This window comes from Enterobacter cloacae complex sp. P16RS2 (genome assembly GCF_014982155.1).
Classification (GTDB): Bacteria; Pseudomonadota; Gammaproteobacteria; order Enterobacterales; family Enterobacteriaceae; genus Enterobacter; species Enterobacter cloacae_M.
Genome location: NZ_JADCKW010000019.1, coordinates 202,497 through 226,806 on the forward strand (window position 1 = coordinate 202,497; position 24,310 = coordinate 226,806).

The following is a 24,310-nucleotide window of genomic DNA, read 5'->3' on the forward strand; positions in this document are numbered from 1 at the left end:
TTTTTGTTGCGCATAGATTATGAAACGCGTCTGGAAAAAGCCCAGGCGTTTACACGAGGTTCACGATGAATCAACCGAAGCGGTTAATGGTGATGGCAGGCGGTACCGGTGGACACGTGTTCCCGGGACTGGCGGTTGCGCACCATTTAATGGATCAGGGCTGGCAGGTACGCTGGCTGGGAACCGCAGACCGCATGGAAGCCGATCTGGTACCGAAGCACGGTATTGAGATCGACTTTATTCGTATTTCCGGCCTTCGGGGCAAGGGCCTCAAGGCAATGCTGCTGGCACCGGTGCGTATTTTTAACGCCTGGCGTCAGGCGCGCACCATCATGAAGCGCTTTAAGCCAGATGTGGTGCTGGGCATGGGCGGCTATGTCTCGGGTCCTGGCGGGCTGGCGGCGTGGTCGTTAGGCATTCCCGTTGTGCTGCATGAACAGAACGGTATTGCCGGACTGACCAACAAGTGGCTGGCGAAAATCGCTACCAAAGTTATGCAGGCGTTTCCCGGCGCGTTCCCGAAAGCGGACGTGGTGGGTAACCCGGTGCGTGTGGACGTGCTGGCGCTGCCGCTGCCGGATGCTCGCCTGACGGGCCGTGAAGGGCCGGTTCGTGTACTGGTCGTCGGCGGCTCTCAGGGCGCACGCATTCTAAACCAGACGATGCCGCAGGTTGCCGCAAAGCTGGGGGATACCGTGACCATCTGGCACCAGAGCGGAAAAGGCGCTCAGCAGACCGTTGAGCAAGCTTACGCAGACGAAGGCCAGCCGCAGCATAAAGTCACAGAATTTATCGACGACATGGCGGCAGCGTATGCCTGGGCCGATGTCGTGGTCTGTCGTTCAGGCGCGCTGACGGTGAGCGAGATCGCCGCCGCGGGTCTGCCGGCCCTGTTTGTGCCGTTCCAGCACAAAGACAGACAGCAGTACTGGAATGCGCTGCCGCTTGAGAAAGCCGGTGCCGCGAAGATTTTTGAACAGCCACAATTTACCGCCGACGCGGTCGCCACCACCCTGGCGGGCTGGAACAGAGACGCACTGCTGGAGATGGCGCAACGCGCGCGCGCGGCCGCTATCCCTGATGCGACGGAACGGGTGGCAAAAGAAGTGAGCCTGGCAGCCCAGGCTTAACCCTCGCAGCGCGTGTTGCGCTGCACGAATTTTAAGTAGTCGATGGCGTTTAGAGAATGAATACACAACAACTGGCAAAACTGCGTTCAATCGTGCCCGAGATGCGTCGCGTCCGGCACATTCACTTTGTTGGCATCGGTGGTGCTGGCATGGGCGGTATTGCCGAAGTGTTAGCTAACGAAGGCTATCAGATCAGCGGGTCTGACCTGGCGCCAAACCCTGTAACGCAGCAGCTGGCGTCGCTTGGGGCGACTATCTATTTCAACCATCGCCCGGAAAACGTGCGCGATGCGAGCGTGGTGGTGGTCTCGAGCGCTATCTCCTCTGACAACCCGGAAATCGTTGCCGCGCATGAAGCGCGCATTCCGGTGATCCGCCGTGCAGAAATGCTGGCGGAACTGATGCGTTTTCGTCACGGCATCGCCATTGCCGGGACCCACGGTAAAACCACGACCACGGCGATGGTCTCCAGTATTTATGCGGAAGCGGGTCTCGACCCGACGTTCGTCAACGGCGGTCTGGTCAAAGCAGCGGGCGTACATGCGCGTCTGGGGCACAGCCGTTACCTGATTGCCGAAGCGGATGAGAGCGACGCGTCGTTCCTGCACCTGCAGCCGATGGTGGCGATTGTCACTAACATCGAAGCTGACCATATGGATACCTACCAGGGCGACTTCGAGAACTTAAAGCAGACCTTCATCAACTTCCTGCACAACCTGCCGTTCTATGGACGCGCGGTGATGTGCGTTGACGATCCGGTGATCCGCGAGCTGCTGCCGCGCGTGGGTCGTCAAATCACTACTTACGGCTTCAGCGAAGACGCTGACGTCCGCGTGGAAGAGTACAAACAGATTGGTGCGCAGGGGCATTTCACGCTGGCGCGTCAGGACAAAGAACTGCTGCACGTCACGCTGAATGCGCCAGGTCGCCATAACGCCCTCAATGCCGCAGCAGCTGTGGCCGTTGCGACGGAAGAAGGCATTGATGATGATGCCATTCTGCGCGCGCTGGAAAGCTTCCAGGGCACCGGCCGTCGTTTCGACTTCCTCGGTGAATTCCCGCTGGACGCCGTTAACGGTAAAGCTGGCACAGCGATGCTGGTGGACGACTACGGCCACCATCCGACCGAAGTGGACGCCACCATTAAAGCCGCGCGTGCAGGCTGGCCTGACAAAAATCTGGTGATGATCTTCCAGCCGCACCGCTTCACGCGTACGCGCGATCTGTATGACGATTTCGCCAGCGTCCTGTCACAGGTAGACACCCTGTTAATGCTGGACGTGTACGCCGCAGGCGAGACGCCGATTCCGGGTGCTGACAGCCGTTCCCTGTGTCGTACCATCCGTGGACGCGGTAAAGTTGACCCTATTCTGGTTTCTGACCCTGCACAGGTGGCGGAAATTCTGGCACCGGTCCTGACGGGTAACGATTTGATTCTGATTCAGGGCGCGGGAAATATCGGCAAAATCGCCCGTACCTTAGCTGAAATCAAACTGAAGCCGCAAACACAGGAGGATGAGCATCATGGCTGATAAGATTGCTGTCCTGTCCGGCGGTACCTCCGCCGAGCGCGAGGTTTCCCTGAATTCCGGCGCTGCTGTGCTGGCGGGCCTGCGTGAAGGTGGCGTCAATGCGCACCTGGTCGACCCAAAAGAGGTCGACGTGACGCAATTAAAAGCCATGGGTTTCGATAAAGTCTTTATCGCTTTGCATGGTCGCGGCGGCGAAGACGGCACCCTGCAGGGGCTTCTGGATTTGATCGGCATGCCTTACACCGGCAGCGGCGTGATGGCCTCCGCTATCTCTATGGACAAACTGCGCAGCAAGCTTCTGTGGCAGGGCGCGGGGTTACCCGTTGCGCCATGGGTAGCGCTGACGCGTCGCGAATTTGAATTGGGCCTGTCGGATAGCGTTAATGCACGCATTGCTGAGCTAGGCTTACCGGTTATTGTAAAGCCCAGCCGGGAAGGCTCCAGCGTGGGAATGTCCAAAGTCGACAAAGCTGATGATCTTTCGTCCGCTTTAGCACTGGCATTTCAACATGATGAAGAAGTTCTGATTGAAAAATGGCTCCGCGGGCCGGAATTTACCGTCGCGATGCTTGGCGAAGAAATTTTACCGTCAATCCGTATCCAACCCGCTGGAGTCTTCTATGATTATGAGGCGAAGTATCTCTCTGATGAGACGCAATATTTCTGCCCTTGTGGTCTTGAAGCTGAGCGTGAAGCCGATTTACAGTCCCTGGTGCTTAAAGCCTGGCATGTTCTGGGATGCCGCGGCTGGGGACGCATCGACGTGATGCAGGACAGTGATGGGCAATTTTATTTGCTGGAAGCCAATACCTCTCCGGGAATGACCAGTCACAGCCTTGTGCCGATGGCTGCACGTCAGGCGGGGATGAGTTTCTCGCAGTTAGTCGTACGCATTCTGGACCAGGCGGGCTGATATGTCTCAGGCTGCATTGAACACGCGCAACCGCGATGACGAGGACGAATACACCTCTTCACGCCGCAGTAATGGAACGCGTCTTGCAGGCATCATTTTCCTGCTCGGGGTGCTGTGCACCGTGTTTATCAGCGGCTGGATGGTCCTGGGCTGGATGGAAGATGCGCAGCGGTTACCGCTTTCTAAGCTGGTGGTCACCGGTGAGCGTCACTACACGCGTAACGACGATATTCGCCAGTCAATACTGGCGCTGGGCTCACCTGGCACCTTTATGACGCAGGACGTCAATATTATTCAGAGCCAGATAGAACGTCTGCCATGGATAAAACAGGCGAGCGTAAGAAAGCAATGGCCTGATGAATTGAAGATTCATCTGGTTGAATATGTGCCCATTGCGCGTTGGAATGATCAGCACATGGTTGACGCAGACGGAAATTCCTTCAGCGTCCCGGCCGATCGTGTCAACAAGCAAAATTTACCGATGTTGTATGGCCCGGAAGGTAGCGAAAACGAAGTATTACAGGGTTTTCGCGAAATGGGTCAGGTGCTGGCGAAGGACAGGTTTACGTTAAAAGATGCAGCCATGACGGCGCGCCGGTCCTGGCAGCTGACGTTAACAAACGGCATTAAGCTCAACCTGGGACGCGGCGACACAATGAAGCGTCTGGCGCGTTTTGTCGAACTTTACCCGGTTTTACAGCAGCAGGCACAGACTGACGGCAAACGGATAAGCTACGTTGATTTGCGCTATGACTCAGGCGCAGCAGTCGGTTGGGTACCGGCTCCGGTCGAGGAACCTAATCAGCAACAGAATCAGGCACAGGTACAGGCAGAACAACAATGATCAAGGCGACGGACAGAAAACTGGTAGTTGGACTGGAGATTGGCACCGCGAAGGTTGCCGCTTTAGTAGGGGAAGTTCTGCCCGACGGTATGGTCAATATCATTGGCGTAGGCAGTTGCCCGTCCCGTGGTATGGATAAAGGTGGGGTAAACGATCTTGAATCGGTGGTGAAATGCGTTCAGCGCGCCATCGATCAGGCTGAACTGATGGCAGATTGCCAGATTTCTTCTGTCTATCTGGCCCTTTCTGGCAAGCACATTAGCTGCCAGAACGAAATCGGTATGGTGCCGATTTCCGAAGAAGAAGTGACGCAGGAAGACGTTGAAAACGTCGTTCACACGGCGAAATCCGTGCGTGTCCGCGACGAGCATCGCGTGCTGCATGTCATTCCGCAGGAATATGCGATTGACTACCAGGAAGGGATCAAGAACCCGGTCGGTCTTTCTGGCGTGCGTATGCAGGCAAAAGTGCACCTGATCACATGTCACAACGATATGGCGAAGAACATTGTAAAAGCCGTTGAACGTTGTGGCCTGAAAGTTGACCAACTTATTTTCGCCGGTCTGGCGGCAAGTTATTCCGTACTGACCGAAGATGAACGTGAACTGGGTGTCTGTGTGGTCGATATTGGTGGTGGTACAATGGATATCGCCGTGTATACCGGCGGTGCGTTGCGCCACACGAAAGTGATCCCTTATGCCGGGAACGTTGTAACCAGCGATATTGCTTACGCTTTTGGTACGCCGCCGAGCGATGCAGAAGCGATTAAAGTGCGCCACGGCTGTGCGCTGGGGTCTATCGTTGGCAAAGATGAGAGCGTTGAAGTGCCGAGCGTCGGTGGTCGTCCACCGCGTAGCCTGCAGCGCCAGACGTTGGCAGAGGTCATTGAGCCGCGCTATACCGAGCTGCTCAACCTGGTCAACGAAGAGATTTTACAGTTACAGGAACAGCTTCGTCAGCAGGGCGTTAAACATCATCTTGCGGCGGGGATTGTATTAACCGGCGGTGCAGCGCAAATTGAAGGTCTTGCGGCCTGCGCTCAGCGGGTGTTCCATACGCAGGTGCGTATTGGTGCGCCGCTGAATATCACCGGTTTAACGGATTATGCTCAGGAGCCGTATTATTCAACGGCTGTGGGCCTGCTCCACTACGGGAAGGAATCTCATCTCAGTGGTGAAGCAGAAGTGGAAAAACGCGTCTCAGTGGGGTCGTGGGTCAAACGACTGAACAACTGGTTGCGAAAAGAGTTTTAATTTTTTTAAGAGACCGGAGAGAATTAGCGGTCTCGGGCGACAGGCACAACGGAGAGAGAAATTATGTTTGAACCTATGGAACTGACCAACGACGCGGTGATTAAAGTCATCGGCGTCGGTGGCGGCGGCGGTAACGCCGTAGAGCATATGGTGCGTGAACGCATTGAAGGTGTTGAATTCTTCGCAGTTAACACCGATGCGCAGGCACTGCGTAAGACGGCTGTAGGCCAGACTATCCAGATCGGCGGTGGTATCACCAAAGGGCTGGGAGCAGGGGCTAACCCGGAAGTCGGTCGCAATGCGGCTGAAGAAGATCGTGAAGCGCTGCGCGCTGCACTGGAAGGTGCGGACATGGTCTTCATCGCAGCAGGCATGGGTGGCGGTACCGGTACCGGCGCAGCACCTGTTGTGGCTGAAGTGGCAAAAGATTTAGGTATCCTGACCGTTGCTGTCGTGACCAAGCCTTTCAACTTTGAAGGCAAGAAGCGTATGGCCTTCGCGGAGCAGGGTATCACCGAGCTGTCCAAGCATGTGGACTCGCTGATCACCATCCCTAACGACAAACTGTTGAAAGTTCTGGGTCGCGGTATTTCCCTGCTGGACGCATTCGGTGCAGCAAACGACGTGCTGAAAGGCGCGGTTCAGGGTATCGCTGAACTGATTACCCGTCCTGGCCTGATGAACGTTGACTTTGCAGACGTTCGCACCGTGATGTCCGAAATGGGCTACGCGATGATGGGCTCTGGCGTGGCCAGCGGTGAAGACCGTGCAGAAGAAGCGGCTGAAATGGCTATCTCTTCTCCACTGCTGGAAGATATCGATCTGTCTGGTGCGCGCGGCGTGCTGGTCAACATTACCGCTGGCTTTGACCTGCGCCTGGATGAGTTCGAAACCGTGGGTAACACCATCCGTGCGTTCGCCTCTGACAACGCTACCGTGGTAATCGGTACTTCCCTTGACCCTGAAATGAACGACGAGCTGCGTGTTACCGTTGTTGCGACCGGTATCGGTATGGACAAGCGCCCAGAAATCACTCTGGTGACTAACAAGCAGACTCAGCAACCGGTAATGGATCGTTACCAGCAGCACGGTATGTCTCCTCTGACTCAGGAGCAGAAACCGGCCGCAAAAGTGGTGAACGACCCAACGCCGCAAACGGCGAAAGAGCCAGATTATCTGGATATCCCGGCGTTCCTGCGTAAGCAAGCTGACTAAGAATTGGCTGGAATTAGGGGATTTGCGCTCTTTGTGCTAAACTGGCCCACCGTTAGTGATATACACTCTCGGTTGGATAGTTAATTTGGCGAGATTATACGATGATCAAACAAAGGACACTTAAACGTATCGTTCAGGCGACTGGTGTCGGTTTACATACCGGCAAGAAAGTCACGCTGACGTTACGCCCTGCGCCGGCCAATACCGGGGTCATCTATCGTCGCACCGACTTGAATCCACCGGTAGATTTTCCGGCCGATGCCAAATCTGTGCGTGATACTATGCTCTGTACTTGTCTGGTGAACGAGCATGACGTGCGGATTTCTACCGTAGAGCACCTGAACGCCGCCCTGGCGGGTCTGGGTATCGACAACATTATTGTTGAAGTCGATGCGCCAGAAATCCCGATTATGGATGGCAGTGCTGCACCGTTCGTCTATCTGTTGCTGGATGCTGGCATCGAAGAACTGAACTGCGCGAAGAAATTTGTACGCATCAAAGAGACCGTTCGCGTCGAAGATGGCGACAAGTGGGCTGAATTCAAACCGTACAATGGTTTCTCGTTGGACTTTACCATCGACTTTAACCATCCTGCGATTGATTCCAGCACCCAACGCTATGCGATGAACTTCTCTGCTGATGCGTTTATGCGCCAGATCAGCCGAGCCCGTACATTTGGCTTCATGCGTGATATCGAATATCTGCAGTCCCGCGGCCTGTGCCTGGGCGGCAGCTTCGATTGTGCCATCGTTGTTGACGATTATCGCGTACTGAACGAAGACGGCCTGCGTTTCGAAGATGAATTCGTTCGTCACAAAATGCTGGATGCTATCGGCGACCTGTTCATGTGTGGTCACAACATCATTGGTGCATTTACCGCGTTCAAATCCGGTCATGCGCTGAACAACAAACTGTTGCAGGCCGTCCTGGCAAAACAGGAAGCCTGGGAATATGTGACCTTCGAAGACGAAGCAGAACTGCCGCTGGCTTTCAAAGCACCAAGCATGGTTCTGGCGTAACGGTTCACGCCGTTTCGTAAAAAATCGACTGGTTAACCTGGTACTCTCTCCGACCAGGGAGACCAGTCGTTTTTTATTTTTACCCTTCTTCGTTTGCCCCAGCGTTATCTCTCGTTTGTCTCACGCAGAAAATGTGTGCGTTAGCTGAATTCTTGACCGTTTTTACCCGCAGCGGCACCTCATTCCTGCTGATGTATATTGGCTTTAGTGGTACTATCTGGGCGCTAAAAAGAATAACTGAACTCAGCCTCTGCAAGGCTGGCTTATTGGGTGGAGCAGGTGAGCGGAATACTGACGCGCTGGCGACAATTTGGCAGACGTTACTTCTGGCCGCATCTCTTATTAGGGATGGTCGCGGCGAGTTTCGGCTTGCCTGCGCTCAGCAACAGTGCCGAAGCGGCGACGCCCGCAAAAACCTCCACCACCAAACACGATCTCAACTCGCGGGTTAACTTCACTAACCTCGCGTGGCTTGAAGCCAACCGCCGCCCAAACTTCTCCGTCGATTACTGGCACCAGCACGCTATCCGCACGGTTATCCGCCATCTGTCCTTCGCGATGGCACCGCAGGCCATGCCTGTTGCGGAAGAGGCGCTGCCGGTGCAGGCTCAGCATCTTGCCCTGCTGGACACGCTCAACGCGCTGCTTACGCAGGACAGCCAGCCGCCGGTCATGGTTCGTCAGACAACGCAGCGTGCGTTTGTTTCACCTGTTTCATTCTCTGTTTCAACCTGGATTAGCCAGGCCCACGGCATTCGCGCCGGTCCGCAACGCCTCAGCTAAATTAACTTTTTCAATACCTTAATTTATCTGCCCACACTGGGGCGTTTGAGAATTTATTATGCTAATCAAATTGTTAACTAAAGTTTTTGGTAGTCGTAACGATCGTACCCTGCGCCGTATGCGCAAAGCTGTTGCCGTCATCAACGGTATGGAACCTGCGATGGAGAAGCTCTCTGATGACGAGCTGAAAGCGAAAACGGCGGAATTCCGCGCGCGTCTGGAAAAAGGCGAAACCTTAGAAAGCCTGATCCCGGAAGCGTTTGCTGTCGTGCGCGAAGCGAGTAAGCGCGTATTCGGCATGCGTCACTTCGACGTCCAGCTGCTGGGTGGTATGGTGCTCAACGAGCGCTGCATCGCGGAAATGCGTACCGGTGAAGGTAAAACCCTGACCGCAACGCTGCCGGCTTACCTGAACGCGTTGACCGGTAAAGGCGTTCACGTCGTTACCGTCAACGACTATCTGGCGCAGCGTGACGCCGAAAACAACCGTCCACTGTTCGAATTCCTCGGTATGACCGTCGGCATCAACATGTCCGGCCTGCCTGCGCCAGCCAAGCGCGAAGCGTATAACGCGGACATCACCTACGGCACCAACAACGAATACGGCTTCGATTACCTGCGTGACAACATGGCGTTCAGCCCGGAAGAGCGCGTACAGCGTAAACTGCACTATGCGCTGGTGGATGAGGTTGACTCCATCCTGATCGATGAAGCGCGTACCCCGCTGATCATCTCCGGCCCGGCTGAAGACAGCTCCGAGATGTACCGTAAAGTCGACAAAATCATTCCACACCTGCTGCGTCAGGAGAAAGAGGACTCGGATACCTTCCAGGGTGAAGGCCACTTCTCCGTAGATGAAAAAGCGCGCCAGGTGAACCTGACCGAACGTGGTCTGGTGAAAATTGAAGAGCTGCTGGTAGCTGAAGGCATCATGGAAGAGGGCGAGTCCCTGTACTCTCCGAGCAACATCATGCTGATGCACCACGTGACCGCTGCACTGCGCGCCCACGCGCTGTTCACCCGCGACGTCGATTACATCGTTAAAGACGGCGAAGTGATCATTGTCGATGAACACACCGGCCGTACCATGCAGGGACGTCGCTGGTCTGACGGTCTGCACCAGGCTGTGGAAGCCAAAGAAGGTGTGGATATTCAGAATGAAAACCAGACGCTGGCGTCTATCACCTTCCAGAACTACTTCCGTCTGTATGAGAAGCTGGCGGGGATGACCGGTACTGCTGATACCGAAGCGTTTGAATTCAGCTCCATCTACAAGCTGGATACCGTGGTCGTTCCAACCAACCGTCCGATGATCCGTAAGGATATGCCGGACCTGGTGTACATGACCGAAGCGGAAAAAATTCAGGCGATCATCGAAGATATTCGTGACCGTACTGCGAATGGTCAGCCGGTTCTGGTGGGGACCATCTCCATCGAGAAATCCGAAGTGGTTTCTCACGAGCTGACTAAAGCGGGTATCAAACACAACGTTCTGAACGCCAAATTCCACGCCAAAGAAGCGGACATTGTTGCGCAGGCGGGTTATCCGGCTGCCGTAACCATCGCCACCAACATGGCGGGCCGTGGTACCGATATTATGCTGGGTGGTAGCTGGCAGGCTGAAGTGGCGGAGCTGGAAAACCCAACGCCAGAACAGATTGCCCAGATCAAAGCCGACTGGCAGGTTCGTCATGATGCCGTTCTGGCGTCCGGCGGTCTGCACATCATCGGTACAGAGCGTCACGAGTCTCGTCGTATCGATAACCAGCTGCGTGGCCGTGCGGGTCGTCAGGGTGATGCTGGTTCATCCCGCTTCTACCTGTCTATGGAAGATGCGCTGATGCGTATTTTCGCCTCCGACCGCGTGTCCGGCATGATGCGTAAGCTGGGGATGAAGCCAGGTGAAGCCATCGAGCACCCGTGGGTGACTAAAGCGATCGCTAACGCACAGCGTAAAGTGGAAAGCCGCAACTTTGATATTCGTAAGCAGCTGCTGGAATATGATGATGTGGCTAACGATCAGCGTCGCGCGATCTACACCCAGCGTAACGAACTGTTGGACGTGTCCGACGTGAGCGAAACCATCAACAGCATTCGTGAAGATGTGTTTAAAGCCACCATCGACGCGCATATTCCACCGCAGTCTCTGGAAGAGATGTGGGATATCGAAGGCCTGCAGGAACGTCTGAAAAATGACTTTGACCTCGATCTGCCAATCAAAGAGTGGCTGGATAAAGAACCTGAGCTGCACGAAGAGACCCTGCGTGAACGTATCTTTGAAACCGCGCTAGACGTCTACAAGCGTAAGGAAGAGGTTGTTGGCGCTGAAATGATGCGTCACTTCGAAAAAGGCGTGATGCTGCAGACGCTGGACTCTCTGTGGAAAGAGCACCTGGCGGCGATGGACTACCTGCGTCAGGGTATCCACCTGCGTGGCTATGCGCAGAAAGATCCGAAGCAGGAATACAAGCGTGAATCCTTCTCCATGTTTGCGTCTATGCTGGAGTCACTGAAGTATGAAGTAATCAGCACCCTGAGCAAGGTTCAGGTGCGTATGCCGGAAGAAGTGGAAGCGATGGAGCAGCAGCGTCGTGAAGAAGCCGAGCGTCTGGCACAGATGCAGCAGCTGAGTCATCAGACCGACGACAGCGAAGCCGCAGCGGCGATCGCCGCGCAGACCGGCGATCGTAAAGTGGGTCGTAACGATCCGTGCCCGTGTGGTTCCGGTAAAAAGTACAAGGCGTGCCACGGCCGTCTGAGCTAAATTCATAAAAAAACAAAAAGGCGCAGATATCTGCGCCTTTTTTATGGAAGTGACAATATGAAAATACTGCAAATTGCCGTCGGGATTATTCGCAACCCGCAAAACCAAATCTTTATCACCCAACGCGCTGCCGACGCCCATATGGCGAACAAGTGGGAGTTTCCGGGCGGTAAAATCGAGTCAGGTGAAACGCCGGAAGAGGCGCTGGTTCGGGAGCTTCAGGAAGAGGTGGGGATCACGCCGCTTGGCGCAACGCTGTTTGATAAGCTTGAGTACCAGTTTCCTGACAGGCACATCACGCTGTGGTTCTGGCTGGTGGAAAACTGGGAAGGTGAACCCTGGGGAAAAGAGGGACAGCCGGGTAACTGGGTGGAACTTCAGGCAAGTGATGCCGAAAAATTCCCGCCAGCTAATGAGCCCGTGATCCTGCGGTTAGTCGCACAACCTTAGACCTGCCAGGCAAAGCGCCAGCAGGCTTTACAGATTACTGCTGGGTTTCGCTCCAGTCATCGCTATCCGAGAGATCGCCTTCGCTTGGAATGCGTTTCTCTTCCGCCGCCCATTCTCCCAGGTCAATGAGCTGACAGCGCTTGCAGCAGAATGGGCGGAACGGACTGACTTCGCCCCAGACAACGGTTTTGCCACAGGTTGGGCAGCTTACGGTGGTGACATCAGACATCGGCACTCCTTAACAACAGGCCAGTTCAAAATCGAGACGTTCCGGCACGGTGCCATTTTCACTGTCCAGCGGCATAAAGCGAATCGCAAAGCGGCTCTTATGCCCGGAAATCTGTGGGTAAAGCTGTTCGCCGAGAGACAGGTTGAGACGCAGAAGATCGGCATCATCACCGTTATCCTGGAAGAAACCATTCAGGCTGGTTTGCTTGCGGAACGGCGCAGAGTTACGGATCAGATCGAGGATCAGCGACAGCGTCTGGTGCATTGGCTCCAGGCTTGCCAGCCAGCTGTTCACCTGCGCGTCACGCTGCGCCTGTGGCATATGTAGCCACATATGCAGCGTCGGCAGGTCGAAGCTGCAGCAGCCGCCAGGAATGCTCAGACGCTGGCGCACCAGTCCAATCAGGCGGTCTTCACGCAAAAACTGCCCGACGCGCGGCGCGGCCATCAGGACGGCGCTACTGCTTTTCAACTGCTGGCGGAGCGCGTCGATACGGCTCTGATCTACGCCGGGGACCTCTGTCCATGCCTGCAATTTACGCTGCTGGCGTTCCAACTCTTTGAGTAATTCTGTACGGACATCGCCGCGTTCAATCACATCCAGCAGATCGCCTACGTTGCGGAAGAAGTGCAACGCCGTGGCATGATCGTTAACAGGCAGATGTTGTGAAAGCTGTTGAATAAGAAATTCGATGCGCAGCCAGGTGCGCATTTTTTCGTTGAGCGGATGCTCAAAAAGGATGTGTGTCGACATTATGGTTTTTCCTGTGCAACGGCCTGCGCGGCGAACGTCAGATACTGCGCGTGCAGACGGGCAACATCCGATGCAATGGCATCTGGTGCGCCGTTATTATCAATAACATCATCCGCCACGGCAAGGCGCTGAGCGCGCGTAGCCTGAGCGGCAAGAATTTGTTCAGCATGCTCCCGCGAGACGCGATCGCGCGCCATGGTTCTCTGGATTTGCGTTTCGGGAGCGACATCAATCACCAGCACACGATCGGCTTTCTTCTGCAGCTGATTTTCAACCAGTAGCGGAACCACCCACAGGACATAGGGCGAGCGGGCTGCGGCTATCTGACGCTGAGTTTCCCGGTGGATGATGGGGTGGAGCAGTGCATTAAGCCAGGCTTTTTCTGCAGAATCAGAAAAAATGCATTCGCGAAGCTGACGGCGATTCAGTGTGCCATCGGCATTGATGGCTGCCTGACCAAAATGTTCTGCGATGACCTTTAGCGCGGGTGTATTGGGCTCTACCACCTGGCGGGCAATGATATCGGCATCAATAATCGTGATACCCAAACGAGAGAACGCGTCCGCAACGGTACTTTTGCCACTACCGATGCCGCCGGTTAATGCGACGATATACCCCATTAATTCAAATCCTGGGAATTATTCATTATTAAAATCAGTTGATTAAAACTCTTAGGTGCGCCAGCAACTGTTTGGTCCTGTTTACCGGCTTTTTACCAGGTAAATTTATAGGATTGTAGCGTAAAAAAAGAGAATTTCGCAGTCTTGCGGAGCAGGTATTAGTGCGTATGATAACGTCACTGGAGTTGTGCTTTTAACATATTTGCCTCTAACCCCAGGAATCCGCACATGCGTATCGAAGAAGATCTGAAGTTAGGTTTCAAAGACGTTCTTATCCGCCCTAAACGCTCTACACTGAAAAGTCGCTCAGACGTTGAACTCGAACGTCAGTTCACCTTTAAGCATTCCGGTCAGACCTGGTCTGGCGTGCCGATCATCGCCGCCAACATGGATACTGTGGGAACCTTTGAGATGGCAACCGCCCTGGCACAGTTCGACATTCTTACCGCCGTGCACAAACATTACAGCCCTGAAGAGTGGAATGCGTTTGTTGCGTCCGCGTCTGCTGACGTGGTGAAGCATGTGATGGTTTCTACCGGGACCTCCGATGCGGATTTCGAGAAGACGAAACAAATCCTGAACGCTAACCCGGCGCTCAACTTCGTTTGTATTGACGTGGCGAACGGTTACTCCGAACACTTCGTGCAGTTCGTCAGCAAGGCGCGTGAGGCCTGGCCGACGAAAACCATCATCGCGGGCAACGTGGTGACCGGTGAAATGTGTGAAGAGCTGATCCTTTCCGGTGCAGATATCGTGAAAGTGGGTATTGGCCCGGGCTCTGTGTGCACGACTCGTGTCAAAACCGGCGTCGGTTATCCGCAGCTCTCTGCAGTCATTGAATGTGCCGATGCGGCGCACGGTCTGGGCGGTCAGATCATCAGCGATGGCGGCTGTACCATGCCGGGCGACGTTGCGAAAGCCTTCGGCGGCGGCGCCGACTTCGTGATGCTCGGCGGTATGCTGGCAGGCCACGAAGAGAGCGGTGGTACCGTTGTTGAAGAAAACGGCGAGAAATTTATGCTGTTCTACGGCATGAGTTCTGAATCCGCGATGACCCGTCACGTCGGTGGCGTGGCAAAATACCGTGCGGCAGAAGGCAAAACCGTGAAGCTGCCTCTGCGCGGCCCGGTTGAATACACCGCGCGCGATATCCTTGGCGGCCTGCGCTCGGCCTGCACCTACGTTGGGGCATCCCGCCTGAAAGAGCTGACGAAACGTACGACGTTTATTCGCGTTCAGGAACAGGAAAACCGCGTATTCAATAGTCTGTAATGGCTTCTGCTGGCGCATTCCCGTGCGCCAGCGCTGTTCAGCACTACCCCACGCTCATCGCATCCCCCAGATGGAAAATCGGCAGATACATTGCCACTACCAGCGTGCCGATGATGACCCCTGTCACAATCAGAAGCACTGGCTCGAGAAGTGCCGCCAGATTATCTGCCCGTTGAAAGGTCTGTTCCGTGTGGTGCCGGGCGAGATTCGCCAGCATGATGTCCAGCGCACCTGACATTTCACCGGTTCGTAAAAGCTGAATACACAGCGGGGTAAAGATGGCCGCTTTCTGAAAGGATGACCAGACGGGGAGACCTTTTTCAATGTCCTCCCGAACGCTGTGGAGTATCCCCCGCCAGTAACAACTTTCAACGGTCTCCTCTGCGCTCTCTAGACCCTGTAAAAAGGGGATACCTGCCTGCTGCGTGAGTGACAGCACGGTAAAGATGTGTCCCAGTTTTTGGCCTTTTGCCAGCGCGCCCATCACGGGCATGTGCATCAGCATGCGCTGCCAGCGAGGATTGTGCCGCAGTGCCCAGGCGGCGGCTAAGGGCGTTAATAACGCGACGAACAACGCGAGGGCATAGGACTGGATAAATGCGGCCATCCCCATGACCATTTGCGTCAGCATCGGGAGCGGCGTGTTAAACGTTTTGTAGATCGCGGCAAACTCGGGCAAGACCAGAATGACCATCGCCAGCACCACGAGTACGGCCAGCGTCAGGACGATCGCCGGGTAGCGTAGGGCCTTTTTCACCTTCTCTCTGAGCTGCTGCTGCGCTTTTTGCTGCTGCGCGAGCTGACGGCAGCACTCCTCCAGTTTCCCTGTGAGCTCACCGGTTTTCACCATAGAGACATGCAGTGGGCTAAACACCGCTGGCCACTTTTTTAGCGACTCAGAAAAGGGGGATCCCTCACTGAGCTCATCGGCAATGCTTTGCAGCAGCGCCTGCCACGGTTTTAACGGATGTTGCTCTGCCAGCATCTGCAGGCTGTGGGACAACGTCAGCCCCGCCTGCAGAAGCGTTGCGAGCTGGCGAAACATCTCGCAGCAGTGATGCGGCTGCCAGCGGTGTCGCTGAGCGCATCGGGTCATCGCCAGAGGATGGAGATCGCTACGCATCAGCCTGGTGAAGGCGGCAGTGCGGTCTGTGGCCCAGAGTGTCCCGCTTCGGGGTTCTCCTTCTTTGGTGAGCGCTCGCCAGCGCCAGAGCTGATTAGCAGCCATCCGGCATTCCCAGCACGCGCACCAGCTCTTCGATCGTGGTCAGCCCTTGTTCGACGGCCATGCAGCCGTGCTCAAAAAGAGAAATCATTCCCGCCTGCCGGGCACTCGCCTCTATCACTTCGATTCCCGCCCCGCTGGCAATGGCCTGGCGCAGGGTATTGTCGATCGCCAGTACTTCAAAAATGGCCACGCGGCCATAAAAACCGTGATAACAGCGATCGCAGCCGGTGGGCTGCCAGCGTGGAAGCGGTCTGGACCATACGGCGCGCGGTAATTCAGCATGCTCGCTGGCTTCCCGGCGACAGTGTGGGCACAAACGCCGGACCAGCCGCTGGGCAATCACCATCGACAGCGCGGAAGATATCATCCAGCGCGCGACGCCCATCTGCTCCAGGCGAATCAGGGTTTCCGTCGTCGAGTTGGTGTGCAGCGTTGACAGCACCAGATGACCGGTCTGAGCGGCATTAATGGCAATTTCTGCCGTTTCGCCGTCACGGATTTCGCCGACCATAATGATGTCTGGATCCTGACGCAGCAGCGCCCTCAGTACGCTCTGGAATGTTAAACCCGCCCGGGGATTAATCTGCGTCTGGTTTAATCCCGCAAGGGGGATCTCAATGGGATCCTCTACGCTACAGATGTTGACGTCGGGGGTGTTACGCGCCTGCAGCGCGCTGTACAGCGTCACGGTTTTGCCGCTGCCGGTAGGGCCGGTGACCAGAATCAGCCCCTGCGGCTGGTGGAGGATCTCATTAAAACAGGCCAGTTGTTCTGCGCTCATACCAAGCGCTTTCGGCTCAAGAGCCTGCTGAACCTGATGCAGCAGACGCAGCACAATTTTCTCGCCACCGCTGCAGGGAAGCGTTGCGATCCGAAACGAGACCGGCGCGTTTGCCAGCTCAATCGTAAACTGGCCGTCCTGAGGTAAACGACGTTCTGCAATATCCAGATTACCCAGCACCTTTAAACGTGCACTGAACAGACTTGCCAGCGAGGCGGAAAGCGGAGGCTGGGGGCAAAGAACCCCGTCGATGCGTAAACGGATCTGGCATGCGTGCTCCATCGGTTCGATATGAATGTCGGAGGCGCGCTGGCTGATTGCCTGCTGCAGCGTGTGGTTGAGGATATCCACCGTCGAGTGTGTTTGCGAAACGACGGGCAGATGCGATTGTGACGTTAGCTGCCGGTGTTTTTCCATGCGCTCAGCGCTCCAGCACTCAATATCAATCCGTTTCTGGGTCGCGAAGCGCAGCGCCTCCATGAGTTCAGCCGCGGGGCTGCCCACGACGGCGATGCTGACCATGTCACTGTCGCTGGTGAGCAGCAGAGCGTGATGGCGCTGACAAAGCGCCACGAGTTGATCGGTATTCATTATCCGCTCCTCAGTTATTGTCGAAGCGGAAAACGTCTTCGCAGGCCTGTTTCAGGGCGCTGTCAGCACTGATGTTGCAGTCGCGCGTCCAGCCCGTCATACCGTTACCGTCGTTCCACTGCGGCGTCATGACCACTTCCAGCCCGTTAAGACTCTCCTGTCCTGTTAAGGTCACGGTCCCTTTCGCCACGCTCATTCCTGAAACGTAGCGTGTCGTGGTGGGAGAGGGGATACCGTTACTGCCCGCATCGCAGCTCTCCACGCCACCGTGATCCAGCGCGCAAAGCTCAATGGCCGTACGGTAGGGAACGAAGGTTTGCAGCATATCGGTCAGCGCCGCCTTGCGCAGGTAGTTCTGATAGGCGGGAACGCCGATGGCGCTCAGAATCGCAATGATGCCAATGACCACCATCAGCTCAATGAGTGTGAATCCTTGTTGTCTGTCCATATCTGCTCCTTATGCAAAGTGGCGCTACTTTGTCAGTGGGAAAGAGCAGAAACGAGAGGCAAAAAAGGGAACGGGAAGGAGGCTTCCAAGAATTTTTTCAGTGTTGCACGGCAGAACAGTGGATCTGCGAGCGGGGCTGAAATTCCCCTCTCCGGGTGGAGAGGGGAGGATGCGTTATTTGAAGCGCATTGAGAGGTCGAGGGCGCGAACGTGTTTGGTCAGCGCGCCGACGGAGATGTAATCCACGCCGGTTTCGGCGAATTCTCGGATCGTTTCGAAAGTGACGTTCCCGGACACTTCCAGCTGGGCCCGGCCGTTAGTCAGTTTTACCGCCTCGCGCATCTGCTCTGTTTCGAAGTTATCGAGCATGATGATATCGGCCCCGGCCTTAATCGCCTGCTTCAGCTCTTCCAGGCTTTCGACTTCTACCTCGACAGGCACATCCGGGTGCAGCCAGAAGGCTTTCTCCACCGCCTGACGCACGGAGCCAGAGGCAATAATGTGGTTCTCTTTAATCAGGAAGGCGTCGGATAAGCCCAGGCGATGGTTAGCGCCGCCGCCGCAGAGCACCGCATACTTCAGCGCGGTACGCAGGCCCGGCAGCGTTTTGCGGGTATCCAGCAGTTGGGTGCGAGTACCGGCCAGCAGGTCAACGTAGCGACGCACTTCACTGGCCACGCCAGAGAGCGTTTGTACAAAATTGAGCGCGGTACGTTCGCCGGTCAGCAAGACGCGGGAAGGACCGTCCAGTTCAAACAGCGGCTGGTTTGCCGTAATTGCATCGCCGTCTTCAACGTGCCAGATAATCTGCACATCATCACCCGCCAGCTGGGTAAAGACCTCTTCAACCCAACGCTTGCCGCAAAAAACGCCCTCTTCACGGGTAATAATGACCGCGTGCGAGCGCGTCTCTTTTGGCAACAATTGTGCGGTAATATCCTTATCAGCGTTAACGTCACCGCCCAGATCTTCTTTCAAAGCATGGGAGACGCTTGCCGGAATATCCATATTAATACGTTCCAGAAGCGCTTCACGTCGGTGGTCGGGGTTGTAGCGGCGAGGCGGCATGATAAAACTCCAAATTGGTAACGAATCATAATATTGAAACATGCTACTCTGAACCGAGTCATTGCACCATACAGAAGGAGTTCCAGCATGTTGTTAGAAAACGGATGGCTGGTGGATGCGCGGCACGTGCCCTCGCCGCACCACGATTGCCGCCCGGAGGATGAAAAGCCCACACTGCTGGTGGTTCATAATATTAGTCTCCCGCCGGGTGAATTTGGCGGTCCGTGGATCGATGCGTTATTCACGGGAACGATTGATCCCGATGCTCATCCCTTCTTTGCTGAAATTGCACATCTGCGCGTATCGGCTCACTGCCTGATTCGTCGCGATGGTGAAGTGGTTCAGTATGTTCCCTTTGATAAGCGCGCCTGGCATGCCGGCGTGTCGATGTATCACGGGCGCGAACGGTGCAATGATTTTTCTATCGGGATCGAACTGGAAGGCACGGATACTACGCCCTACACCGATTCACAGTATCAACGGCTAGCGGCAGAGACCCGCACGCTTATCGGACTCTACCCGGCTATCGCCGACAATATCACGGGACACAGTGATATAGCCCCGGAGAGAAAAACCGATCCCGGCCCGGCCTTTGACTGGCCCCGGTTTCGCGCCATGCTCACCGCGTCGTCAGAATAAGGAGATACCATGACGTTGTTTACCATGCTGCTGGTTATCATCGCTGAACGCCTGTTCAAGCTCGGCGAGCACTGGCATCTGGATCACCGGCTGGAGGTGTTATTCCGCCGTATCAAACATTTTTCCATGCTGCGCACGCTGCTGATGATGGCAGGGGTGATGGTCATTACGTTCCTGCTCCTGCGCTCGCTGTACGGACTCTTTTTCAACGTGCCGCTGCTGGTGGTGTGGATCCTGCTTGGCGTGCTGTGCATTGGCGCAGGCAAGGTGCGTTTACACTATCACGCATACCTGAAAGCCGCCTCCCGTGACGATGCCCATGCGCGCGGTGCCATGGCGAGCGAGCTGACGATGATCCACGGCGTGCCGCCGGACTGCGACGAGCGCGAATTCCTGCGCGAGCTGCAAAACGCGCTGCTGTGGATTAACTTCCGTTACTATCTTGCGCCGCTGTTCTGGTTTGTAGTGGGGGGCCCGCTGGGGCCGGTGCTGCTGATGGGATATGCGTTCCTGCGCGCCTGGCAGACCTGGCTTGCCCGTTATCTGACGCCGCACGAACGCCTGCAGTCCGGTATTGACGCCATCCTGCACGTGATCGACTGGCTCCCGGTGCGTCTGGTCGGCGTGGTGTACGCGTTAATTGGTCACGGTGAAAAAGCGCTGCCCGCATGGTTCGCTTCTCTTGCCGATCGCCATACGTCGCAGTACCAGGTGCTAACGCGTCTGGCGCAGTTCTCGCTGGCGCGTGAGCCGCATACTGACAAGATTGAAACGCCGAAGGCCGCTGTCTCCATGGCGAAGAAAACGTCGTTTGTGGTGGTGGTGATCGTGGCGCTGCTGACGATTTACGGCACGCTGGTGTAGGCCAGCGCGCCGCAAAGGCTAAAGCGTATCCGCGGGCGGGATGCCGAAATCAGGCATCCCGTTTTCATTCCAGCGGACAAGCTTCAGTCGAGTATGACGGTTCGGATCGTACAGCGGGTCGCCCTCAATTTCGGTGTAATTCCGCGCGTGATACACCAGCACATCTTCCCCTTCTGGCGTTTGCGTAAAGCTGTTGTGTCCCGGGCCGAACTGGTGGTTCTCATAGCTGGTAACGAACACTGGACGCGGGGATTTGTGCCAGTTTGCCGGGTTTTGCGGATCGGCATTCAGGTCTATCCACAGTAGCCCCATGCAGTAGTTCTCGTCGGTGGCGCTGGCGGAATAGCTGATAAACAGCTTATCGCCGTGAACCAGCACCGCCGGGCCTTCGTTGACCCAAAACCCGCGACGCTCCCAGTCATACTCTGGCTTGCTGAGCATCACCGGCTCGCCTTTCAGCGTCCACGGGTTCTCCATTTCACAGAGATAAAGATTGGAGTTTCCGGTGATGTCCGGCGCTTTTTGCGCCCACAGATACCAGCGTTTCCCCTTATGAACAAAGGTGGTGGCGTCCAGGGCGAAGGTATCGAACTGCGTTTTGATCTGTCCTTTTTCCACCCACGCGCCGGTGAGTGGATCGCCGTCAGCACATTCAATGGCGAACATGCGGTGCTGGAACATTCCGAGCGCGTCGAGCGCCTGGGTGTGCGTCGCAGCAAAATAGATGTACCACTTCCCGTTGATGTGGTGCAGTTCCGGCGCCCAGATCAGCTGGCTCATCGGGCCGGTCTCGGGTTTGCGCCAGACCACCACTTCTTCGGCATTACGTAAGCCTTCCAGCGACGCTGCGCGGCGGATCGCCAGCCTGTCGTACTCAGGCGCGGAGGCGATAAAATAGTACTGCCCCTCGTGGCGTAAAATGTACGGGTCGGCACGTTGTTCGATAAACGGATTTGGCCACTGATGCATTTGGCTCTCCTTATTTTGTCTCTGCGGCTTTCAGTTCCTGATAGTCGCTCAGTTCACGGTAATTGGTACGACGTTTTTCCAGGTCTTCCTGAATGCGCTTCATCGTTTCACGGTCCACTTTCAGCAGGCGTACCACGCCAGCGGTAATGAGATACCCGATGCCAGGAATGACGGTAAAGAGCAGCACGATCCCGTTAATGGCGTCCGCGCTTTGCGCTTTTGCGCCCGCGTCGTAACCGTACCAGGAGAGCAGGAAGCCGACCATCGCCCCGGCAATCGCCAGCCCCAGCTTCAGGAAGAAGATGTTGCCGGAGAAGCTGATCCCGGTGATGCGTTTTCCGGTCTTCCACTCGCCGTAGTCGTCCACGTCGGCCATCAGCGACCAGTGCAGCGGAGACGGGATCTGGTGCAGGATGTTCAGCAGGAAGTAGAGCACCACGATGGTGACGGTGGCTTTCGGGTCGAAGAAATAGAAGGCGGTTGAGAAAATCGCCAGAACGATATTGGTCCAGAAGAAGACCTTCAGCTTACACCAGCGGTCGGTCAGCACTTTTGCCAGCATGCTGCCGAGCATCATACCGACCACGCCCAGGCTGATAAACAGCGTGGCGAAATGGGTGCTCTGGCCCATCACCCAGGTGACGTAATACATGGTGGCCGCCATGCGGATAAAGCCCGGGCAGACGTTGCACAGGGTCAGGAGCAGAATGCGTACCCACTGGTCGTTCTTCCACACGTCTTTGAGATCGTTTTTCAGCTCGTCGTTGGTCTGTACCGCCGGACGCACGCGCTCGCGCACGGTGGCGAAGCAGAACAGGAACATGCAGGTGCCAATCAGCGCCAGGACGGTCATCGCCATCTGGTAGCCTTTGGCTTTGTTATCCCCGCCAAACCAGTCGGCCATCGGCAGCAGCGTTAATGAGAGCAGTAGCGTGGCGATGCCCACCAGCACGAAGCGATACGACTGGCAGGCCACGCGCTCTTTTGGATCGTTGGTGATCACCCCGCCCAGCGAGCAGTAGGGAATGTTGATGGCTGTATAGGTCAAAGAGAGCAGGAAGTAGGTGACAAACGCATAGATAACTTTGCTGTTATAGCTCCACTCCGGCGTGGTGAACATCAGAATGCTGAACAGCGCGTAGGGGAAGGCGATCCACAGCAGCCATGGACGAAATCGGCCATATTTACTGCGGGTACGGTCAGCAATCGCCCCCATGATCGGGTCCGTTACGGCGTCAATCACGCGTACGGAAAGCAGCAGCACGCCGACCAGCGCAGGGGCGAGGCCAAAAATATCCGTATAAAAATAGTTAACAAACAGCATGATGGCGCCGAAGATGATATTGCATCCCGCGTCGCCCATCCCATAGCCGATCTTTTCTTTTACTGAAAGTGTGTTGTTATCCATCGACAGCTCTCCGGTTTACGGTATGGAGAGAATTATTTGCTGGCAAAGGAATATATGCGTTGCAGTATCAGGGCGGTGATATGGATAAATGCGCTGCGGGCATGAAAGTGTGAGGGAGGTAACAACGCGCGGCACCCGCAAAAGCAGGCGCCGCGAAGAGAGGCTTAGTGTGCCTTCATGGCATTACGGCTTTTCTGACTGAACAGATAGCCCACGCCCAGGATCGCAATCCAGACCGGGATCAGGTAGACGGAAATCGCCATACCCGGGGTGATCAGCATAATCACCAGCACGGCTGCCATAAACAGCAGGCAGATCCAGTTACCCAGCGGATAGAGCAGGGCAGGGAAGCGCGTGGTGACGCCCTGCTGCTGCTTGGCGCGGCGGAACTTCATGTGCGCCAGGCTGATCATGGCCCAGTTGATGACCAGGGCAGAGACCACCAGCGCCATCAGCAGGCCAAACGCCGATTCCGGAGCCATGTAGTTAATGAGCACGCACAGCGCGGTCACAACCGCCGAAACCAGAATTGTGTTTACCGGCACGCCGCGCTTATCGACGTTGAGCAGCGCTTTTGGCGCGTTGCCCTGCTGGGCCAGGCCGAACAGCATGCGGCTGTTGCAGTATACGCAGCTGTTGTAAACGGAGAGCGCTGCGGTCAGCACCACGATGTTCAGGGCGTTAGCGACAAAGGTGTCGCCCAGCTCGTGGAAGATCAGCACAAACGGGCTGGTGTCGGCGGTCACGCGCGTCCACGGCAGCAGGGAGAGCAGCACGGCCAGCGAGCCCACATAGAAGATCAGAATGCGGTAGATAACCTGGTTAGTGGCTTTCGGAATGCTTTGCTCCGGGTTGTCGGCTTCAGCGGCGGTGATGCCCACGAGTTCCAGACCGCCGAAGGAGAACATAATGATGGCCATCATCATCACCAGGCCGGTCATGCCGTGAGGCAGGAAGCCCCCCTGTTCCCAGAGGTTGCGCACGGTTGCCTGCGGGCCGCCGTTGCCGCTGAACAGCAGCCAGCCGCCGAAGATAATCATCGCCACTACGGCAATGACCTTGATGATGGCAAACCAGAACTCCATTTCACCGAACACTTTTACGTTGGTCAGGTTAATGGCGTTAATAATGACGAAGAAAGCGGCTGCGGAAGCCCAGGTTGGGATCTCGGGATACCAGAACTGAATGTATTTCCCGACGGCGGTAAGCTCAGCCATGGCAACCAGAACGTACAGGACCCAGTAGTTCCAGCCCGAGGCGAAACCGGCAAAGCTGCCCCAGTATTTATAGGCAAAGTGGCTGAAGGAGCCTGCGACCGGCTCTTCAACGACCATTTCACCCAGCTGGCGCATGATCAGAAAAGCAATGAAACCCGCAATCGCGTAACCCAAAATAATGCCCGGACCGGCAGACTGGATAACGGATGCGCTGCCCAGAAACAGGCCGGTACCAATCGCACCGCCCAGTGCGATGAGCTGAATATGGCGGTTTTTAAGCCCGCGCTTTAGCTGATCGCCGTGCTGTTGAGCTTCCATTT

At 55.9% G+C, this 24,310-nt stretch carries 24 protein-coding genes; 14 read left to right on the plus strand and 10 right to left on the minus strand.

What is annotated here, in order from left to right; genetic code table 11:
• From INF68_RS23245 to mutT, 11 genes are all read left to right on the plus strand, one after another.
• Positions 1–69: hypothetical protein (locus INF68_RS23245; RefSeq protein WP_227412865.1), on the plus strand; the 69-nt coding region annotated here is incomplete at its 5' end.
• Positions 66–1,130: an undecaprenyldiphospho-muramoylpentapeptide beta-N-acetylglucosaminyltransferase gene (murG, locus tag INF68_RS14080; protein WP_039260813.1), complete on the plus strand. Its 1,065-nt coding sequence runs from the start codon at positions 66–68 to the stop codon at positions 1,128–1,130. The genes INF68_RS23245 and murG, both read left to right, overlap by 4 nt.
• Positions 1,131–1,186: 56 nt before the next feature.
• Positions 1,187–2,662: a UDP-N-acetylmuramate--L-alanine ligase gene (gene murC, locus INF68_RS14085; protein ID WP_023310397.1), complete on the plus strand. Its 1,476-nt coding sequence runs from the start codon at positions 1,187–1,189 to the stop codon at positions 2,660–2,662.
• Positions 2,655–3,575: a D-alanine--D-alanine ligase gene (locus INF68_RS14090; RefSeq protein WP_126786334.1), complete on the plus strand. Its 921-nt coding sequence runs from the start codon at positions 2,655–2,657 to the stop codon at positions 3,573–3,575. The genes murC and INF68_RS14090 overlap by 8 nt, the downstream gene beginning before the upstream one ends.
• Position 3,576: 1 nt before the next feature.
• The gene (ftsQ, locus tag INF68_RS14095) at positions 3,577–4,419 is read left to right on the plus strand and encodes a cell division protein FtsQ (RefSeq protein WP_111964036.1); all 843 of its coding nucleotides are present in this window, start codon (positions 3,577–3,579) and stop codon (positions 4,417–4,419) included.
• Entirely contained in the window at positions 4,416–5,672 is a 1,257-nt protein-coding gene (ftsA, locus tag INF68_RS14100; protein WP_023334508.1) for a cell division protein FtsA, read from the plus strand. The genes ftsQ and ftsA overlap by 4 nt, the downstream gene beginning before the upstream one ends.
• Positions 5,673–5,735: 63 nt before the next feature.
• On the plus strand, positions 5,736–6,887 hold the full coding sequence (gene ftsZ, locus INF68_RS14105) for a cell division protein FtsZ (RefSeq protein WP_008501978.1): 1,152 nt from the start codon (positions 5,736–5,738) through the stop codon (positions 6,885–6,887).
• Positions 6,888–6,988: 101 nt separating this feature from the next.
• Positions 6,989–7,906 (plus strand): UDP-3-O-acyl-N-acetylglucosamine deacetylase, encoded by a 918-nt coding sequence (gene lpxC / locus INF68_RS14110; protein ID WP_008501977.1) that lies wholly within the window; start codon positions 6,989–6,991, stop codon positions 7,904–7,906.
• A 279-nt stretch (positions 7,907–8,185) separates the two neighbouring features.
• The gene (secM, locus tag INF68_RS14115) at positions 8,186–8,689 is read left to right on the plus strand and encodes a secA translation cis-regulator SecM (RefSeq protein WP_023310401.1); all 504 of its coding nucleotides are present in this window, start codon (positions 8,186–8,188) and stop codon (positions 8,687–8,689) included.
• Between the two features lie 58 nt (positions 8,690–8,747).
• Positions 8,748–11,453 carry a preprotein translocase subunit SecA gene (gene secA / locus INF68_RS14120; RefSeq protein WP_023310402.1) on the plus strand — a complete coding sequence of 902 codons (2,706 nt, stop codon included), beginning with the start codon at positions 8,748–8,750 and terminating at the stop codon, positions 11,451–11,453.
• Positions 11,454–11,510: 57 nt separating this feature from the next.
• Entirely contained in the window at positions 11,511–11,903 is a 393-nt protein-coding gene (gene mutT / locus INF68_RS14125) for an 8-oxo-dGTP diphosphatase MutT (protein WP_023310403.1), read from the plus strand.
• A gap of 34 nt (positions 11,904–11,937) precedes the next feature.
• Here the strand turns inward: mutT and yacG are convergent, their stop codons facing one another.
• From yacG to coaE, 3 genes are read right to left on the minus strand one after another with little or no spacing between them, the layout of a single operon-like run.
• Complete coding sequence (gene yacG, locus INF68_RS14130) at positions 11,938–12,132, minus strand: DNA gyrase inhibitor YacG (RefSeq protein WP_023310404.1); 195 nt, start codon at positions 12,130–12,132, stop codon at positions 11,938–11,940.
• A 9-nt stretch (positions 12,133–12,141) separates the two neighbouring features.
• Entirely contained in the window at positions 12,142–12,885 is a 744-nt protein-coding gene (gene zapD, locus INF68_RS14135) for a cell division protein ZapD (protein ID WP_023310405.1), read from the minus strand.
• Entirely contained in the window at positions 12,885–13,505 is a 621-nt protein-coding gene (coaE, locus tag INF68_RS14140) for a dephospho-CoA kinase (RefSeq protein ID WP_126786335.1), read from the minus strand. Before coaE ends, zapD begins: the two co-directional genes overlap by 1 nt.
• A gap of 228 nt (positions 13,506–13,733) precedes the next feature.
• Here coaE and INF68_RS14145 point away from each other — a divergent pair, with 228 nt between their 5' ends.
• Positions 13,734–14,777, plus strand: a complete 1,044-nt coding sequence (locus tag INF68_RS14145; protein ID WP_023310407.1) for a GMP reductase — start codon at positions 13,734–13,736, stop codon at positions 14,775–14,777.
• Between the two features lie 43 nt (positions 14,778–14,820).
• On the opposite strand, the gene hofC is transcribed toward INF68_RS14145, so the two are convergent.
• The 4 genes from hofC to nadC all read right to left on the minus strand — a co-directional run bounded on the left by hofC (position 14,821) and on the right by nadC (position 18,893).
• Positions 14,821–16,005, minus strand: a complete 1,185-nt coding sequence (hofC, locus tag INF68_RS14150; RefSeq protein WP_126786336.1) for a protein transport protein HofC — start codon at positions 16,003–16,005, stop codon at positions 14,821–14,823.
• A complete protein-coding gene (gene gspE, locus INF68_RS14155; RefSeq protein WP_126786337.1) occupies positions 15,995–17,377 on the minus strand; it encodes a type II secretion system protein GspE in 1,383 nt (460 codons plus the stop codon). The genes hofC and gspE overlap by 11 nt, the downstream gene beginning before the upstream one ends.
• Positions 17,378–17,387: 10 nt before the next feature.
• On the minus strand, positions 17,388–17,825 hold the full coding sequence (gene ppdD / locus INF68_RS14160; RefSeq protein WP_023310410.1) for a prepilin peptidase-dependent pilin: 438 nt from the start codon (positions 17,823–17,825) through the stop codon (positions 17,388–17,390).
• 174 nt (positions 17,826–17,999) lie between these two features.
• Positions 18,000–18,893 (minus strand): carboxylating nicotinate-nucleotide diphosphorylase, encoded by an 894-nt coding sequence (gene nadC, locus INF68_RS14165; RefSeq protein WP_126786338.1) that lies wholly within the window; start codon positions 18,891–18,893, stop codon positions 18,000–18,002.
• An 87-nt stretch (positions 18,894–18,980) separates the two neighbouring features.
• Between nadC and ampD the strand changes: the two genes are divergently transcribed.
• Positions 18,981–19,532, plus strand: a complete 552-nt coding sequence (gene ampD / locus INF68_RS14170; RefSeq protein ID WP_193525332.1) for a 1,6-anhydro-N-acetylmuramyl-L-alanine amidase AmpD — start codon at positions 18,981–18,983, stop codon at positions 19,530–19,532.
• 9 nt (positions 19,533–19,541) lie between these two features.
• Positions 19,542–20,396 (plus strand): beta-lactamase regulator AmpE, encoded by an 855-nt coding sequence (gene ampE, locus INF68_RS14175; protein WP_033144645.1) that lies wholly within the window; start codon positions 19,542–19,544, stop codon positions 20,394–20,396.
• Positions 20,397–20,414: 18 nt separating this feature from the next.
• Here the strand turns inward: ampE and INF68_RS14180 are convergent, their stop codons facing one another.
• From INF68_RS14180 to aroP, 3 genes are all read right to left on the minus strand, one after another.
• On the minus strand, positions 20,415–21,365 hold the full coding sequence (locus INF68_RS14180) for a family 43 glycosylhydrolase (RefSeq protein WP_126786339.1): 951 nt from the start codon (positions 21,363–21,365) through the stop codon (positions 20,415–20,417).
• A gap of 10 nt (positions 21,366–21,375) precedes the next feature.
• A complete protein-coding gene (locus tag INF68_RS14185) occupies positions 21,376–22,773 on the minus strand; it encodes a glycoside-pentoside-hexuronide (GPH):cation symporter (protein ID WP_109845559.1) in 1,398 nt (465 codons plus the stop codon).
• Between the two features lie 164 nt (positions 22,774–22,937).
• Positions 22,938–24,308, minus strand: coding sequence for an aromatic amino acid transporter AroP (gene aroP, locus INF68_RS14190; RefSeq protein ID WP_045355157.1), 1,371 nt, complete (start codon positions 24,306–24,308; stop codon positions 22,938–22,940).
• Between the last annotated feature and the right edge of the window lie 2 nt (positions 24,309–24,310).

Bases quoted from the DNA above. Each gene is read 5' to 3' on its own strand.
- murG (WP_039260813.1), top strand. From the start codon at position 66: ATGAATCAACCGAAGCGGTTAATGGTGATGGCAGGCGGTACCGGTGGA.
- murC (WP_023310397.1), top strand. From the start codon at position 1,187: ATGAATACACAACAACTGGCAAAACTGCGTTCAATCGTGCCCGAGATG.
- INF68_RS14090 (WP_126786334.1), top strand. From the start codon at position 2,655: ATGGCTGATAAGATTGCTGTCCTGTCCGGCGGTACCTCCGCCGAGCGC.
- ftsQ (WP_111964036.1), top strand. From the start codon at position 3,577: ATGTCTCAGGCTGCATTGAACACGCGCAACCGCGATGACGAGGACGAA.
- ftsA (WP_023334508.1), top strand. From the start codon at position 4,416: ATGATCAAGGCGACGGACAGAAAACTGGTAGTTGGACTGGAGATTGGC.
- ftsZ (WP_008501978.1), top strand. From the start codon at position 5,736: ATGTTTGAACCTATGGAACTGACCAACGACGCGGTGATTAAAGTCATC.
- lpxC (WP_008501977.1), top strand. From the start codon at position 6,989: ATGATCAAACAAAGGACACTTAAACGTATCGTTCAGGCGACTGGTGTC.
- secA (WP_023310402.1), top strand. From the start codon at position 8,748: ATGCTAATCAAATTGTTAACTAAAGTTTTTGGTAGTCGTAACGATCGT.
- mutT (WP_023310403.1), top strand. From the start codon at position 11,511: ATGAAAATACTGCAAATTGCCGTCGGGATTATTCGCAACCCGCAAAAC.
- yacG (WP_023310404.1), bottom strand. From the start codon at position 12,132: ATGTCTGATGTCACCACCGTAAGCTGCCCAACCTGTGGCAAAACCGTT.
- zapD (WP_023310405.1), bottom strand. From the start codon at position 12,885: ATGTCGACACACATCCTTTTTGAGCATCCGCTCAACGAAAAAATGCGC.
- coaE (WP_126786335.1), bottom strand. From the start codon at position 13,505: ATGGGGTATATCGTCGCATTAACCGGCGGCATCGGTAGTGGCAAAAGT.
- INF68_RS14145 (WP_023310407.1), top strand. From the start codon at position 13,734: ATGCGTATCGAAGAAGATCTGAAGTTAGGTTTCAAAGACGTTCTTATC.
- hofC (WP_126786336.1), bottom strand. From the start codon at position 16,005: ATGGCTGCTAATCAGCTCTGGCGCTGGCGAGCGCTCACCAAAGAAGGA.
- gspE (WP_126786337.1), bottom strand. From the start codon at position 17,377: ATGAATACCGATCAACTCGTGGCGCTTTGTCAGCGCCATCACGCTCTG.
- ppdD (WP_023310410.1), bottom strand. From the start codon at position 17,825: ATGGACAGACAACAAGGATTCACACTCATTGAGCTGATGGTGGTCATT.
- nadC (WP_126786338.1), bottom strand. From the start codon at position 18,893: ATGCCGCCTCGCCGCTACAACCCCGACCACCGACGTGAAGCGCTTCTG.
- ampD (WP_193525332.1), top strand. From the start codon at position 18,981: ATGTTGTTAGAAAACGGATGGCTGGTGGATGCGCGGCACGTGCCCTCG.
- ampE (WP_033144645.1), top strand. From the start codon at position 19,542: ATGACGTTGTTTACCATGCTGCTGGTTATCATCGCTGAACGCCTGTTC.
- INF68_RS14180 (WP_126786339.1), bottom strand. From the start codon at position 21,365: ATGCATCAGTGGCCAAATCCGTTTATCGAACAACGTGCCGACCCGTAC.
- INF68_RS14185 (WP_109845559.1), bottom strand. From the start codon at position 22,773: ATGGATAACAACACACTTTCAGTAAAAGAAAAGATCGGCTATGGGATG.
- aroP (WP_045355157.1), bottom strand. From the start codon at position 24,308: ATGGAAGCTCAACAGCACGGCGATCAGCTAAAGCGCGGGCTTAAAAAC.